Here is a 14,784-nt window from a genome sequence, read left to right on the forward strand (position 1 = left end):
CTCCTTTGAGAAACGTCAGTCGCGATCGGGCGCGCCGAGCGGAAACAATCGCCGATACGGCCGCGCCTCGTCCACCGCGCGCGCGAACGACGGCCGCGCCAGCAGCCGCTTTCGATACGCGATCACGTTGGCATGCGCCTCCCCGATGCGATGCGTCCAGTCCGCGTAGAACAGGAACGGCGCGGCGGCGCAGTCGGCGAGGCTGAACGTGTCGCCCGCGGCCCATTCGCGCGCGGCCATCAGGCGGTCGAGATACGCGTACGCGGTGTCGAGCATCGCGCGGGCATCGGCGACGCCGCGTGGATCGCGTTCACCGGCGGCGCGCATCGAATCGACGACGATTTTCTGCTGCGGCGTCGACATGTAGTTGTCGAAGAAGCGATCCATCCAGCGCACGTCGAGCGCGGCGCGCGGATCGTCGGGAATCAGCCGCACCGGGCCGGGATGAAACAGCCCGAGATATTCGATGATGACCGTCGCCTCCATCACCGGCTTGCCGTCGTCGACGAGCACGGGAAAGCGCTTCATCGGCCAGAATTCGGCGAGTTCGCGCATGGATTGCGGCGTTTCGGGCGTGAGCGGCCGCCATTCGAACGGCGTGCCGTTCTCGTACAGCGCGACCAGCACCTTTTGACAATACGACGAAAACGGGTGGGCGTAGAGCATGAGACTCATCGTTTCGGCCTCCGGACCGGTTGTATCGGTGACATCGGTGATATCGGTTATTGACGACGATCGGCGTCACGGTGAATCGACAATTCGTGAAGCCGACCGGCAACATTTCGTTGTGCAAGGCAACCATCCCGCGATGGAACCGGATGCATTCTTCATTCGATTGTCGGCGGCGCGCGCCTTTGCTACCGTGACGGGTTCCGGCACGAGGCGGTCGAAGAATCGCGCGCGGCCGGAATTCCAACCTTCCTACGGTCGAGGGAAAAATTGGTGCGTACAGAAAAGATAAGACTCGTCGTTGCAGACGGGCAACCCGTGATCGTCGCGGGACTGCAAAACTGGTTCGGCGCGCGCGGGCGCTATTGCATCGCGGCGAGCGCTTCGAGCACGGAACAATTGCTCGCGACGCTTCAGGACACGACGGGCGACGTCATCGTGATCGGCGGCGCGCTCGATGCAAACGCGCCCGCCGGCGACGACAGCGTCGAGCTGCTGTGCGTGCTGCGCCAGCGCTATCCGGAGACGCCGGTCGTCGTCCTCACGGCGGACACCGGCGCGCGCGCGTTGCGGGCGATGCAGCGCGCGGGCGCGGCGGGTATCGCGAGTACGCGAGACGAGTTGCGCGAGTTCGGGCGCATTTGCGATCGCGTGCTCTCGGGGGTGACGGGGCTGGTTTCGCGCCGCATCGCCGCTTGCCTCGAATCGAACGATGAGCCGCCCGTGCGCCAGGCGTTCAGCGCGACCGCGAAATATGGCGATGTGCGCGTGAGCGTGAAGCCGTTCAGCGCGAAAAGCTGACGTTTCGCCGCGATGCGCTCTCCGGCGCATCGCGGTGAAATGGTCCGCGCGCTCAGGCGGCGACGACCGGATCCTTCACGGATTCGAGCTGCCCACGCTTCGTGCCGCTCACGATTCTCGCGTCCTCGAAACCTTTTTCGTACGCGCGCTGATCGAGCGTCTTGAAAAGCGGCTCGAGTTCGCTGACGTGCGCGCGGATCAGTTCCATCAGCGGTTTCGCCAGCGCCGACGACGCGGCGCACGCGCCATCGCCGGCAAGTTTCGCGGCGCTCAGCGCCTCGACCATCGCACGTAGCGTTTGCGCGCGATGCACGCAGTAATCGACGAGCGGCATCGCGTGCGTCACCACCGCGTGGCCCTTTTCGTTCACCGATACCGTCACATTCGGCTCCATGAGTTTCTCCTTGTTCGAATCGCAAGAATGAAACTCTAGAAGTCGTCCTAAGGCGGCCGCCACTGGATAAATCCGAAAGGTATCGGCCGTCTCGACTCCGTCAGCAAGGATGCGTCAACTTCGCTAGGATGCTCGCTTGCCTTCCCGCGCCGACGCCACTTTCCAGCCATCATGCCCACGCCGCCCCAAACCATCGGTTTCACATTCGATCCGCTCGACCGCATGTCCGAGAAACGCGACGACGCCGCGTTCGTCGCCCGTCTGCGCGACGATGCCGCCACGCGCTTCCTGCTCTTCGTCGGCAACGTGCCGCTGGTGAAGCGCATCGCGGGCGACGAGGCGAGTTTCGATGCGCTTTTCGACGCCGATGAAGCCGCCAGGCTCGGCGTGCCGCGCCAAACAGTGCTGCTCGGCCGCGATGCGGACCAACGCGCGCTTTTCGCGTCCACGCTCGACACGAGCGCCGAAGCCGCCGTCAGCGCGCTCGACGGCGTGCCGGTGGAAGCGGTCGAACTGCGGCCCATCGCGATGCAGGGACTCGTCGCGGCGCCGGTCGTCAGCGCGCTCGGCGAAGCGCGTTCGATGCTCGACTGGCATGCGCGGCATCGCTTCTGCGCGAACTGCGGGCATCCGACCGACGACGCGGGCGCGGGCTGGCGGCGCATCTGCGGCAACTGCCGCGCGCAGCATTTTCCGCGCGTCGATCCGGTCGTCATCATGCTCGTCACCGATGGCGACCGCTGCCTGCTCGGGCGTCAGCCGCAGTTCGCGCCGGGCATGTATTCGGCGCTCGCGGGCTTCATCGAGCCGGGCGAGACGATCGAGCACGCGGTGTATCGCGAGGTGCTGGAAGAGGCGGGCATCCGCTGCGCGGACGTGCGCTATTTCGCGTCGCAGCCGTGGCCGTTTCCGTCGTCGCTGATGATCGGCTGCTTCGCGCGCGCGGGCGGGACGGAGATCACCATCGACAAGAACGAACTGGAAGACGCGCGCTGGTTCACGCGCGCCGAAGCTGCCGCGATGCTCGACGGCACGCACGCCGACGGTCTTTCGGCGCCGAAGCCGTTAGCCATCGCGCATCATTTGTTGAAGGCGTTCGTGCAGGGCGAATGATCAATTCTGCTCGCGCCACTTCGCGTAGGCGGCGAGCGTTTCGTCGTTCGGCGGATACGTGCCGCGCAGCACCGCGCCCGCTTCCACGCGCTCGGCGATGAACGCTTCCAGCCGCTCCTGCTCGGCTGCGTCCTTCGCGACCTGCTCGGCCATGTGACGCGGCACGATCACGACGCCGTCCACGTCGCCGACGACGATATCGCCCGGATACACCGCCACGCCGCCGCACGCGATCGGCACGTTCATGTCCACCGCGTGATGCTTCGCGAGGTTCAGCGGCGCGCTCGCGCCCGCGCAGAAGAGCGGCAAGCCGATATCGCCGATGGTGCCGCTATCGCGCACGCAGCCGTCCGACACCATTCCCGCGACGCCGCGCACCTTGAGGCGCGTCGTGAGAATCGAACCGGTCGACGCCACCGTGCGATCGCCGCGGCAATCCTGCACGAGCACGCTGCCCGGCGGCGCGCTTTCGACGGCCTTGCGCTGCGGATGATCGGGATTCTGAAACACGCTCAATTGATCGATGTCCTCGCGCGCCGGAATGTTGCGCAGCGTGAACGCCGGTCCGACGAGATTCGGCGCGCCCTTCGCGGGCTTCACGAGCGGCGCGACGCCTTGCAGGAACACGTTGCGCAGGCCGCGCTTGAAAAGCTGCGTGGTGAGCGTCGCGGTGCTGACGTGGCGGAGCAGGTCGAGCGTTTCGTCCGGAACGGCGATGTCTTGAGTCGTCATGGTGATGAGCTTCGTTCAGTGGATTTCCGGTTCGCCGCCATCGGCTTCGAACTTTTCTTCGAGAAAATCGAAGTCGCAGCCCTTGTCCGCCTGCGTCACGTGCAATTGATGCATCACGCCGAAGCCGCGCTCGAACGGACGCTTCGGCGGCGTCCATGCGGCCCGGCGCGCGGCGAGTTCATCGTCGCCGACATCGAGATGCAGGCGGCGCGCGGGCACGTCCAGTTCGACGACATCGCCATCTTTCACGAACGCGAGCGGCCCGCCGACAAACGATTCCGGCGCGACGTGCAGCACGCACGCGCCGTAGCTCGTGCCGCTCATGCGCGCGTCGGAAATGCGGACCATGTCGCGCACGCCCTCTTTCAACAGCTTCTGCGGGATCGGCAACTGGCCCCACTCCGGCATGCCGGGCGCGCCGACCGGTCCCGCATGCTGAAGCACGATGACCGAATCGGCGGTGATGTCGAGCGCTTCGTCGTCGATGCGCGCGGCCATGTCCGCGTAGTCCCTGAACACGACCGCCGGCCCGCGATGCTTGAGCAGATGCGCTTCCATCGCCGCCGGCTTGATGACGGCGCCGTCCGGCGCGAGGTTGCCGGTGAGGACCGCGAGGCCATCGTTCGGCACGAGCGGATTGCTGCGCCGTCGAATGACGTCGTCGTCGAAAATTTCGGCGCCCGCGATGTTCTCGCCGAGGGTTGCGCCATTGACCGTTAGTTGCATCCCATCGATCAAATCGCCGAGTTCGGCGAGCAGCGCGCGCAGTCCGCCCGCGTAGAAGAAGTCCTCCATGAGATAGCTGCCCGCCGGACGCACGTTGGCGATGACCGGCGTCACGCGCGAAAGCTCGTCGAAGCGCGCGGTCGTGAGCGGCACGCCCGCGCGCCGCGCGATGGCGACGAGATGCACGATCGCGTTCGTCGATCCGGACATCGCGAGCACGGTGGTGACGGCGTTATCGAAAGACTTCGCGGTGAGCACGTCGGACGGCTTCAGATCCGTCCACACCATCTCGACGATGCGCTGCCCGGTCAGCGACGCGTACTGCGCATGCCGCGAATCCACCGCCGGAATCGACGCGAAGCCGGGCAGCGTCAGGCCGAGCGCTTCGGCGGCGCTCGTCATGGTGGACGCGGTGCCCATCGTCATGCAATGGCCCGGCGATCGCGCGATGCCGCTTTCCACGCCCTTCCACTCGTCCTCGGTGATTTTGCCCGCGCGCAGTTCGGCCCAATACTTCCACGTGTCGGAGCCGCTGCCGAGCGTGCGGCCGTTCCAGTTGCCGCGCAGCATCGGACCGGCGGGCAGGTAGATCGCAGGCAGATTCATGCTGATCGCGCCCATCAGCAGGCCGGGCGTGGTCTTGTCGCAGCCGCCCATCAGCACGCAGCCATCGAACGGATAGGAACGCAGCAGTTCCTCGACTTCCATCGCGAGGAAATTGCGATAGAGCATGGTCGTCGGCTTCTGGAACGGCTCGGCGAGCGTCATCACCGGCATTTCGACGGGAAAGCCGCCCGCTTGCCACACGCCGCGCTTCACTTCCTCGACGCGCTGCCTGAAATGCGTGTGGCACGGATTGATCTCGCTCCACGTATTGACGACGGCGATCACCGGCTTGCCCATGTAATCGGACGGGTGATAGCCCATCTGCGCCGTGCGCGAGCGATGGCCGAACGAACGCAGATCGTTCACGCCGTACCAGCGATGGCTGCGCAGTTCTTCCGGCGTCTTGCGGATAGTCGGATCGTAGGCCAAGCGACGTCTCCCTTCGCGTTACCGTTGGATGTGCGTGATGGTAGCGATGTCATCGCGCATCGTCGCTTGGGGCTTTTACGGGAACGCTTAGTCGGGGGAGAGACGGATGAGGGCGATCAGCGCGTCAGCCCGATACGAACGGCGCGGCGAGAATCAGCAAGCATTCGGTGACAAACGATCCGAGGCCGACGCCGATCAGCACGCGCGCGACATAGGTCCACATGCGGCGATCGACATTGCCGGAGCATCGCCACGCCGCCGTGCACCACGCGAGGTACAGCGCCGCGCATGCCGCGAACAGGCCGAGCATGCCGGGCCAGAACCAGATGGTGATCAACAGGAACGATTCGGGCCAGACGCCGGTGCCCCAGAGGTACAGATACACCGCCCACCATGCGAGGTGCAGCGGCAGGCCCAGCAGCCACCAGACTTTCCAGAACCGTTCTTCCCCGCGCCAGGCCTTACGCAACATGCGTCCGTTTTATCGTGGAATGAGGTTCGCATTCTACTGCACACGCGCTAGCCGACAGTTGACCGAAAGCCGCAGTTGCGACTAGGTTCTTCAAGCTTTTCAGCCTTTTGCGTCGCAGCAAAGGCGGCGATATTACATTTACCTTTCGTGTAGCTGGCTCGCCAGATCGCCGCGATGCATCGCCAGCGCGCGCAGCGACGGCCACATATGCATGTAATGAACCATGAAGCTGTCGGGGCGCTGAAGCTGATAAGGCGTGTTCAGCGTGATGCAGTCGACGAGGTCCGCGTCGCTCGCCATGCCGTGCCGCGTCAGCACCTTGATGAACGCTTCCTGATCGCCGCCGCTCGCGTAAGTCGATGACTTGTCCGCCACGCCGCCGATCGCCTGCTCCACTTCGGCGAGCACGTCGAGATTGGCTTGCGTGCGTCGAAAGCCCATGATGCCCGAGTTGAACTGCCAGCTCATGTCCATTGCGATCACGCGATCGCGATTCGCGAGCAAGGTATCGAGCGGCATCGACTGGTCGATCACGAGCACGTCGGCATCGATCCAGAAGACCCACTCATGCGACGGCAAATGGCGCCGCAACACCCACGGCTTCAGCCAGTTGCCGCTCGCGCCGTGCCCGGCATCGGATGGCACGTCGCGATAAAGATGCAACGCGTAGCCGTGTCGCGCGCAATAGCGGCGCAGATTGCGCTCCGCGATTTCGCCGTACGCGCGGATGTTCGGCGTATAGAGCATGACGAGCGCGACAGGCGCGTCGGGATTCAGCGCTTCGTAGGCAGGCTCGGCGGATTCGGGTGCGGACGGCGGCGGCAGGCTCAGATAAGGCCGCGCTCTCGACTGACAATCGTTGATGTGCTCCGCGAAGAGATCGCGCAGATCGGCGTGGACGGGCTGATTGGGCGGCGCGTCCGGAATATCGGCGAGCGCGATGGTGAACGCACGCCAGTGCGTCCACGTCGGATCGATATGCCACGCGGCGGGCGTGAGCGGATGCACGCCGTCGAAGCACGTCATGTACGCGAACGGCGACGTCGCGCGCAGCAGTTCCGATTCGCTCGCGACCGACGCGCCGAATTTCGCACGCACGCACAGGCGCTCCACCGCTTCTCGCGATGCCGCCGTGTTGCGCCACAACTGAAATGCGCCGATGACGGTGTCGTTCTCGGCATCGCCCATCGACACGGTGATATGGCCGCGGCTCGCATCGAGCAACGCTTCGCACGCGATGTCGCGCACGATCAGACAATCCTGCGTGAGCAGCAGCACGAGATCGCCTTCAGCCGATGCGCGCAGCGTGCGCAGCAGCGTCTGATACTTCAGCACCATGCGCAGATGCGTCCAGCCGATACCGCTCGCATCGACATAATCGTGCGCGTAGCCGCGCCTCGCGCAATAGCGCCGATGATTCTCGAAAGACGCGTGCGCGTCGCGGACTGCGAAGAAACTGATGAGCTTCGTCGTCATGGCATGGCCGATCTGGAAATAGCGAGGCAGCTTGCGATTCTGCGTCGCCTTTCCATTCTTCAGCAAGCCGAAGGACAGTTTGCCGCATGCGGCGCGGCGGGCCGCCTCGACTTCCGCCGGGCCGCCGCGCGCCGCCGAACGACAGCGCTTAACGCTCCATCGTCGCCATGTCGATCACGAAGCGATACTTCACGTCGCTCTTCAACATGCGCTCATACGCCGTGTTGATCTCGTCCATGCGGATCATTTCGATATCCGACGTGATGCCGTGCTTGCCGCAGAAGTCCAGCATTTCCTGCGTCTCCGCGATGCCGCCGATCAGCGAACCGGCCAGCGAACGGCGCTTGAAGATCATGTTCATCACCGAAGGCGACGGATGCGGATGCTCCGGCGCGCCGACGAGCGTCATCGTGGCATCGCGCTTGAGCAGCGCAATGAACTGATCGAGGTCATGCGACGCCGCCACCGTGTTCAAAATGAAATCGAAGCTGTTCGCGTGCGCGGCCATCTGGTCCGGATCTTTCGACACGACCACTTCGCTCGCGCCCAGACGCTTCGCGTCTTCGATCTTGTTCGGCGACGTGGTGAAGAGCACGACATGCGCGCCCATCGCCGCCGCGATCTTCACGCCCATGTGACCGAGTCCGCCCAGGCCCACGATGCCGACCTTATCGCCCGGCTTCACGTTCCAGTGGCGCAGCGGCGAATACGTCGTGATCCCCGCGCACAGCAGCGGCGCGACCGCGGCCAGTTCGAGATTCTCGGGAATGCGCAGCGTGAACGCTTCATCGACGACGACCGAGGTCGAATAGCCGCCATACGTCACGCCGCCCGACTTCTTGTCCGGCGAGTTGTAGGTCTGCGTGAAGCTCTCGGGACTTTCGCAATACTGTTCGAGACCTTCCTTGCAGGCATCGCAGACGCGACACGAATCCACCATGCAGCCGACGCCCGCGAGATCGCCCGCCTTGAACTTCGTCACGTCCGATCCGACTTCCGACACGCGTCCGACGATCTCATGGCCCGGCACGACCGGATAGTTCGTGCCGCCCCATTCGTTGCGCGCCATGTGGAGATCGGAATGGCAGACACCGCAAAAAAGAATGTCGATGCGCACGTCGTTCGGACCGATATCGCGGCGCTGGATTTCGAGCGGACCGAGCGGCTTGTCGGCTGCGGACGCTGCATACGAATACGCTTTCAACATGAATGATTTCCCTCTTTGATTTTGATGTAAGGACATGAATCCGCGCCTTCACGCGTTGGGAAACGCGAAAGGAACGCGCGGCTGAATCAGGTGCGTGAATGCCTGAGGCGCGGCATTTTATGTGCGAAGGCCAACCTTCGCCAGCACGCTTTGCGTCCGTTCGACCTTCATAGCCGATGCTGCCGATACTTCGGCGTCGGCGCGGACTCTCGTTACTGTATGCCTATCGGAATATCTCTGCTTGAACGGCGGGCGGCCTCGGGCGGCCTCTTTTGGAGCCCTCCGCAAGCGGGACTATTCGAGAGCGAACGCCGGTCATAACGTCGTCACAGACGTGCGACTAGCGTATCGGAACCATAGAGAGGGCGAGACCATGCAGGCGAATGCAACGAGGGTGAGCATCGATTTACCGGAAGGCACTGTCACGGCGGAATTTCATCCCGATACCGGGCGGCTCAGGATTCTGGAACGCGACGTGCTGCGCGTCGAGCTTTTTCCGCCGCACTCGTGGTTCACGGTGGCGTCCGTCGCGGGCAATAGCCGATGGGGCACGCGCGCGCGCGAAGCGGACTTGTATCTCGTGCTGGAGAGCTACGTCATGCAGCGCTTCGGCATGTCGGCGCTGAAGAAGGACGTGCCGCGCGCGCGATGGGGCGCACCCGGACCGCGCGGCTACGGCTTGCGCGAGGAACGCCGCGTGCGCTGATAGAACTCGTTCGGCTTCGTCTTCACCCATTGCACGAAGCCGCGCACTTGATCGTCCGCGAGCAGCGCTTCGACGGTCGAAAACTGCTGCGCGAGTTGCTTCTCGCTGAACAACGCATGCAATTGCCGATGACAGATACGATGGAACACCGCCGTCTCGCGTCCGCCCTGCGACTTCGGCACGAGATGATGCAAGTCGCGCTCGGACGGCGGCACGGGACGGCCGCATAGCGCGCAGACTTCTTCCTGCGGCGGGTGATACCACGGTTCGGGCGCGCGCCTGGCCATCGTGCTGATCGTCTGCGGAAAATGTCGACGATTCAGTGTACGCCGCGTCTCGCGACGCTGCCGCGTGCGTTCCCGTGGCATCATGAAGGCGCTGTTCACCGTCCACGCAACCTCACGCCGGAGACGTCATGGAAGTGACCATCAGCGAATTGACGGGCCTGCTCGCGGAACTCGAACGTGAAGATCCCGTCGATTACGGCGATCTGCCGTTCGGCGAACCGGAATTGCGCAGTCTGGTGTTGACTTCGTTGCTGGAGAAGCATCGGAACCTGCAGGCGAGCGGCCTGAACGCCGGCGATGTCAATCTCACTTACATGCTCACGACCGCGCTGCTTCTCATCGAGAATCTCGTGTTGCACGCGCGGCTGCTTCTGCTGCAAGGGCAGCGCATCGATGTCAACGCGCTGTTGCGAAAGTACTCCGGCGGTTGACGGTTCGGATGCGTCAACGGCGCGCGGACTTCGGCGGCTTGTAACCGGGAATCTGGCTCAATGCGCGATGACACGCCGCCGACAACGCGGCCAGCCGATCGACGCTCGCGCGCATCTGCCGATGCGTCTCCCCGATGTTCTCCCGCAGTATCGCGAGCCGGGGCATGATCGTGTCGTCCATCGCATCGCCGACAGCGCCGCACGCGAGCAGCGTTTGGGCGTCGTCGTGTGCTTCGCGCAGTTCCATCACGTTGACGCGGTTCTGTGCAAGCAGCCGCGCGTGCGTCTCGGCGAGACCGCCGAGGCCCATGTCACGCATGCGCTCGACGAACGTGTACATGGATCGCATCGAGGTTTCGGCGGCGTCATAGGCCACGAACTGGATATCGTCGACGCGCAGCGAAAGACGGCCTTCCGGTGTTTCGAATTCGAGCTTGATAGGCATGGGACAACGCGGTGAATTGAGTTGTCCCATTCTAGGCAGCGCGTTCGCGCGGGCGCGTAGGAGTCGACCGAATACGCAGTGCGCTTTTGCGTTCAGTCTGTTTCGAAACGCGTTACGACCGGGCGGATGAAGTCTCGATCGACGTTGCGTCGTCGGCGACTTCGAGGCCCCAGTCGCCGAACGCGTACCAGTCGTCGCCCATCAATTCGGCCGGATGCTGCGTGCGGTTCGATCCGTTGCCGCAGCGCATGGCGTTCGCCGCGCAATAGTGGTCGCAGCCCCAGCAATTGCGTTCCGGATGCTTCGGATGCAGAGGAAATCGTTTAGCCATGGCGCCGTGCTCCTTCGTTGATCGCCTTTCGCGTACGAGGGCTCGCAGGCGACCAACCATCAACCGAACTCGATTCAGCAGCCCGCAGCGGCCGCCTTCGTCGTGCCGGTGAGCAGCAGCTCGATCAATTCGCGCACGCTGCGAATCGCCGCGCCGAACGGCAGTTTCTCGCGGCCACGGAAGAAGAGTCCGTTGCCCACGTCGCCGCGCAGCGCCGCCGCGAGCCGCGTATCGATGCAAAAGTGGCCGAATTTCTCGATGCCATCGCGCAGGCCGCACACGCTCAGGCATTCGAGCGCGGTCGGGCACGTCTGCCTGCGCGCGCCGATCTTCGTGCGAATGCGCTCTTCGTTGCGCAAATAGCGCGTCAGCCACGGCGTCTTGACCGCGCGCGCGGGCAGCCCGGTCACGCTGATGAACTCGACGATATCGTCCGGCGTGGCTTCGACGAGCACGCGCTTGAACTCCGGATGCGCGTCGCCTTCCTCGGTGACGGCGAACGGCGTGCCGATCTGAACGCCGTTCGCGCCCGCCGCGAGCCACGTGCGCACGGCTTCGTGACTGTTGATGCCGCCCGCGACGATCACCGGCACATCCGTTCTCGCGATGCCGAGCGTCTTGAACACCGTCTCCAGTTCTTCGAGCACGCGCGCGAATCCGAAGCATTCGTTGTTCATGTCCGATACGTCCGTCACGCCGAGATGCCCGCCCGCGTGCGCCGGATGCTCGATCACGATCGCGTCCGGCAAGCGTCCCTTCTTCATCCACTTCTTGAGGACGAGATTGACGCCGCGGCTGTCGGAGAGAATCGGGATCAGCGCGATGTCGCGGCCTTCGGTCAGATCGGGCAAGTCGAGCGGCAGGCCCGCGCCCATCACGATGGCGTCCGCGCCTTCGTCGCAGGCCACGCGCACATAGTCGGCGTGCGCGCTGACCGCTTTCATCACGTTGACGGCGATCATGCCGCGCCCTTCCGACAACGCCTTCGCGCTGCGGATCTCGCGCGCGAGCGCGGTGAGGTTCGCCTGCTCGAGCGTTTCGCGCGACGGATCGGCCTTGCACGCGGCGGTCAGGTCCGCATGATGATGGCGCAAGTCGATGCTCGCGATCGTTCCGACGGCGCCTTCGCGCGCGACGCTTCCCGCCAGCCGATGCGCGGAGATGCCGACTCCCATGCCGCCCTGCACGATGGGCAGCAGGCTGCGCCCGCGAATCGTCAGCGGCGCAAAGCCGTGAAGTGAAGACGTCGGAGCGATTGAGGTTTCAGCGTGGTTTCGATTCATGATCTGACTGGCGAATGACGCGCGCGTGGCCCGTTCGGGGCATCGGCGGCGTTCAAATGGATTCGGTGAGAACGGACGCAGCGTCGCGCCCGGCTGCGTAGAGCGCGACCTGGACGCGACTCGTGAAATTCAGTTTGCGCAGGATGTTGCGCACGTGGATCTTGACGGTGCTTTCCGCGAGCGACAGCGTGCGCGCGATTTCCTTGTTGCTCGCGCCGCGAGACAGTTCGCGGATGATGTCGCGTTCGCGCGACGTGAGCGGATCGGACGCCGCAATCGACGCACTCGCGACCGGCGCGACATCCGTCTGCACTGCCGGACGGCGCATGCTCGCGACGAGCTTCGCGGTCATATCGTCGGCGATCACGGGCTGACCCGCCGCCGCCTTGCGGATGGCCGCGGCAAGCGTGTCCGCCTCGATGTTCTTCAGCAGAAAGCCGCACGCGCCGTCGCGCAGCGCGACCGTCAGTTCGTCGACGTCTTCGGACACCGTCAGCATGACCACGGCCGCCCGAGGCACGTCCTGCACGAGCAGCCGCAAGGTTTCGAGGCCGGAAAGCCCCGGCATGTTGATGTCCAGCAGAATGACGTCCGGGCAGAACTGCTTCGCCCGCTTGATGCCTTCGTGCCCATCCGCTGCTTCGCCGACGACCTCGAAATCCGGCGTGCGTTGCAACAGCGCGCGCACGCCCGACCGGAACAGCGTGTGGTCGTCGATGAGCAGAATGCGGATGGTCATGATGAAATTCCCCGGACGGCGATGCCGTGCGCGCGTCAGACCGCCTGACGCGCATGAGTTGGCAGAATGAGTTCGACGCGCGCACCGCGCTTGGGCGACCCGGTCAGTTGAAGCCTGGCCGAGAGCCGCTCCGCTCGCTCGCGCATGATGTGAAAACCGACGTGCCTTTCGTCGAGGAAGCCCATGTCGTCGGGATCGTAGCCCAGGCCGTCGTCCTCGACCAAGAGACTGAATTCACTATCGTTGACGATCGTCACATTCACGTGACGCGCTTCCGCATGCTTGCGCACGTTCGAGAGCGCTTCCTGAAGAATGAAGATCACCTGCAACTGAAGATCCGCCGCGAGCGGAGGCCCGCCCGCTTCGCGATAGTCCAGCGCCACCGGTATGCCGGACTGCGAACGGAAGCGCTCGATGGTGCTTTCCACCGCGTTCCGGAACTTGCCCTGGCCGAGCTTCGAACGGAAGTTGTTGAGCAGCTCGCGCACGTCGTCGTAACTTTCGGCGACACCGCCTTCGAGCAGCGGCACGATCTCGCGAATCTCGTCGATGCGTTCGTCGCGCGCGGCGGCATCGAGCAGATGCACCTGCATTTTCAGGAAATTGAGGCCCTGCGCGATGCTGTCGTGCAATCCCTGCGCGACGAGGTTGCGTTCCTCCGATACCGCGAACCGCCGCTCCATCGCGGCGAGGCGCCGGTTCTTCAGCGCGGTGCCGAAGTGCTTGCCGAGCGTCTCCAGCAGCTTGATTTCGGAGGCGGGAAGCGCGCGCGCCGCATCGAAGTGCAGCGAGAACGCGCCGAGCTTCTCGCCTTGCGACACGATCCCGAACGCCGCCACGCCCGCCGACTCCATGCTCTGACACGCGCGCGGACGCATGCGCCGCGCATCGTGGATGACGGCCACGCCCTGCATCGCGGCGTCGCCGCAAAGGCATTCGTCGATGGGCATGCAGCGTTCCGCATCGAGCAATGCGGGCGGCACGCCAACGGATGCGACGAGATGCAAGTGATCGTCCTCGTCGGAAAGCAGGCGAACCGTCGCGCCGTGGGCGTCGAACTGGCGCGTGAGCCGGGCGATGAAACCGTCGCACAGCGCGCGCACGTCGTTCGGCAAATTGAGGAACGCGGTCATTTCATAGAGCGCGGTCAACTCGCGATTCTGCGCCGCGAGTTCCGCCGTCTTCGCCTCGACGCGCGCGGCCAGATCGCCGTAAAGCGCCTGCAATTCGGCGGCCATCCGGTTGAAGCCTGCCGCGAGATTGCCGATTTCATCGCGTGATTCGACCGGAAGCCGCACGTCGAACTCACGCCGCTGGATGCGCGCGAGCCCTTCCTGCAAGCGCTGCACGGGCGCGACGAACCAGAGATACAGCAAGTACACGATCGCCACCGTGCCGAGACACGACAGCGCCGCGAGCGCCATCTGCGACATGCGCAGCCACGCGGTCTTGCGCGCGTTTTCCTTCTCGATGAGGCTCACGAGCGCATCCGCTCCCGCGACGAACGACGGCAGCGCCGCCAGATAACGCGATGCCTCCGACGTATCGCGCGCCTGTGGTTCGAGCGTGTTGCGCCATGCATCGGCGACGCTGTCGAATTGCTCGCGAATGCGCGCGTCGTCGGGAAGGAAGAGCGGACGCGCCGGATCGCCGCGCCGCAGACGATCGAGCGTGGCGTTCATCTGCGCGATGTGTTCATCGAGCGTCGAAGTGCCCGCTTCACGTTGCGATTCGAGCAGCGCAATGCCGACCGCGTTCGCTCGCATGCGCAGGCTGCCCGCATCGTTGATGGCCGCGCCCGCGCCTTGCAGTTGCCACGAGAGCCACAGCGTGCCGCCGATCATCGTCAGCACGAGCACGAGCGCCACCGCCGACAACATGACGATGCGCGTCGCGAGCCGCTCGCGCATCGGAGGAAGAAACGCGCGCGTGTCCAT

Annotated in this window: 18 protein-coding genes; 5 read left to right on the top strand and 13 right to left on the bottom strand. The window is 64.6% G+C overall.

Annotation, left to right across the window (positions count from 1 at the left end):
- Window positions 1-15 precede the first annotated feature (15 nt).
- Window positions 16-675: a glutathione S-transferase family protein gene (locus tag NCR39_RS25515; protein ID WP_250455047.1), complete on the bottom strand. Its 660-nt coding sequence runs from the start codon at window positions 673-675 to the stop codon at window positions 16-18.
- Here NCR39_RS25515 and NCR39_RS25520 point away from each other — a divergent pair.
- Both NCR39_RS25520 and NCR39_RS25525 read left to right on the top strand, forming a co-directional pair.
- Window positions 665-961: a hypothetical protein gene (locus NCR39_RS25520; protein WP_250455049.1), complete on the top strand. Its 297-nt coding sequence runs from the start codon at window positions 665-667 to the stop codon at window positions 959-961. The two genes, NCR39_RS25515 and NCR39_RS25520, sit on opposite strands and share 11 nt — an antisense overlap.
- Window positions 943-1,470, top strand: coding sequence for a response regulator (locus NCR39_RS25525; RefSeq protein WP_250455051.1), 528 nt, complete (start codon window positions 943-945; stop codon window positions 1,468-1,470). Before NCR39_RS25520 ends, NCR39_RS25525 begins: the two co-directional genes overlap by 19 nt.
- 52 nt (window positions 1,471-1,522) lie before the next feature.
- Here NCR39_RS25525 and NCR39_RS25530 read toward each other — a convergent pair whose 3' ends face one another.
- The gene (locus tag NCR39_RS25530) at window positions 1,523-1,864 is read right to left on the bottom strand and encodes a hypothetical protein (RefSeq protein WP_250455054.1); all 342 of its coding nucleotides are present in this window, start codon (window positions 1,862-1,864) and stop codon (window positions 1,523-1,525) included.
- Between the two features lie 171 nt (window positions 1,865-2,035).
- Here NCR39_RS25530 and nudC point away from each other — a divergent pair, with 171 nt between their 5' ends.
- Window positions 2,036-2,977 carry an NAD(+) diphosphatase gene (nudC, locus tag NCR39_RS25535; protein ID WP_250455055.1) on the top strand — a complete coding sequence of 314 codons (942 nt, stop codon included), beginning with the start codon at window positions 2,036-2,038 and terminating at the stop codon, window positions 2,975-2,977.
- Here nudC and NCR39_RS25540 read toward each other — a convergent pair whose 3' ends face one another.
- The 5 genes from NCR39_RS25540 to NCR39_RS25560 all read right to left on the bottom strand — a co-directional run bounded on the left by NCR39_RS25540 (window position 2,978) and on the right by NCR39_RS25560 (window position 8,625).
- Entirely contained in the window at window positions 2,978-3,709 is a 732-nt protein-coding gene (locus NCR39_RS25540) for a ribonuclease activity regulator RraA (protein ID WP_250455057.1), read from the bottom strand.
- 15 nt (window positions 3,710-3,724) lie between these two features.
- Window positions 3,725-5,470 (bottom strand): L-arabinonate dehydratase, encoded by a 1,746-nt coding sequence (gene araD, locus NCR39_RS25545; protein WP_250455059.1) that lies wholly within the window; start codon window positions 5,468-5,470, stop codon window positions 3,725-3,727.
- 124 nt (window positions 5,471-5,594) lie between these two features.
- Complete coding sequence (locus NCR39_RS25550; protein ID WP_250455061.1) at window positions 5,595-5,942, bottom strand: hypothetical protein; 348 nt, start codon at window positions 5,940-5,942, stop codon at window positions 5,595-5,597.
- A 138-nt stretch (window positions 5,943-6,080) separates the two neighbouring features.
- Window positions 6,081-7,484: a glycosyltransferase family protein gene (locus tag NCR39_RS25555; protein WP_250455062.1), complete on the bottom strand. Its 1,404-nt coding sequence runs from the start codon at window positions 7,482-7,484 to the stop codon at window positions 6,081-6,083.
- Window positions 7,485-7,566: 82 nt separating this feature from the next.
- On the bottom strand, window positions 7,567-8,625 hold the full coding sequence (locus NCR39_RS25560; protein WP_250455064.1) for an NAD(P)-dependent alcohol dehydrogenase: 1,059 nt from the start codon (window positions 8,623-8,625) through the stop codon (window positions 7,567-7,569).
- Window positions 8,626-9,019: 394 nt separating this feature from the next.
- On the opposite strand from NCR39_RS25560, the gene NCR39_RS25565 reads away from it, so the two are divergent.
- A complete protein-coding gene (locus NCR39_RS25565) occupies window positions 9,020-9,331 on the top strand; it encodes a hypothetical protein (RefSeq protein WP_250455065.1) in 312 nt (103 codons plus the stop codon).
- Here the strand turns inward: NCR39_RS25565 and NCR39_RS25570 are convergent.
- Window positions 9,298-9,618: an HNH endonuclease gene (locus NCR39_RS25570; RefSeq protein WP_250455066.1), complete on the bottom strand. Its 321-nt coding sequence runs from the start codon at window positions 9,616-9,618 to the stop codon at window positions 9,298-9,300. The genes NCR39_RS25565 and NCR39_RS25570 overlap by 34 nt on opposite strands.
- A 128-nt stretch (window positions 9,619-9,746) precedes the next feature.
- Between NCR39_RS25570 and NCR39_RS25575 the strand changes: the two genes are divergently transcribed.
- Window positions 9,747-10,049 (top strand): hypothetical protein, encoded by a 303-nt coding sequence (locus tag NCR39_RS25575; protein WP_040049062.1) that lies wholly within the window; start codon window positions 9,747-9,749, stop codon window positions 10,047-10,049.
- Between the two features lie 13 nt (window positions 10,050-10,062).
- On the opposite strand, the gene NCR39_RS25580 is transcribed toward NCR39_RS25575, so the two are convergent.
- From NCR39_RS25580 to NCR39_RS25600, 5 genes are all read right to left on the bottom strand, one after another.
- A complete protein-coding gene (locus NCR39_RS25580) occupies window positions 10,063-10,494 on the bottom strand; it encodes a hypothetical protein (RefSeq protein WP_250455067.1) in 432 nt (143 codons plus the stop codon).
- A 112-nt stretch (window positions 10,495-10,606) separates the two neighbouring features.
- Window positions 10,607-10,825, bottom strand: coding sequence for a DUF3079 domain-containing protein (locus NCR39_RS25585; RefSeq protein ID WP_250455068.1), 219 nt, complete (start codon window positions 10,823-10,825; stop codon window positions 10,607-10,609).
- Between the two features lie 74 nt (window positions 10,826-10,899).
- A complete protein-coding gene (locus tag NCR39_RS25590) occupies window positions 10,900-12,108 on the bottom strand; it encodes an NAD(P)H-dependent flavin oxidoreductase (RefSeq protein WP_250455069.1) in 1,209 nt (402 codons plus the stop codon).
- Between the two features lie 52 nt (window positions 12,109-12,160).
- On the bottom strand, window positions 12,161-12,847 hold the full coding sequence (locus NCR39_RS25595; RefSeq protein WP_250455070.1) for a response regulator: 687 nt from the start codon (window positions 12,845-12,847) through the stop codon (window positions 12,161-12,163).
- A gap of 35 nt (window positions 12,848-12,882) precedes the next feature.
- Window positions 12,883-14,784, bottom strand: coding sequence for a type IV pili methyl-accepting chemotaxis transducer N-terminal domain-containing protein (locus tag NCR39_RS25600; protein ID WP_250455072.1), 1,902 nt, complete (start codon window positions 14,782-14,784; stop codon window positions 12,883-12,885).

The organism is Caballeronia sp. ATUFL_M2_KS44, assembly GCF_023630965.1.
Classification (GTDB): domain Bacteria; phylum Pseudomonadota; class Gammaproteobacteria; order Burkholderiales; family Burkholderiaceae; genus Caballeronia; species Caballeronia concitans.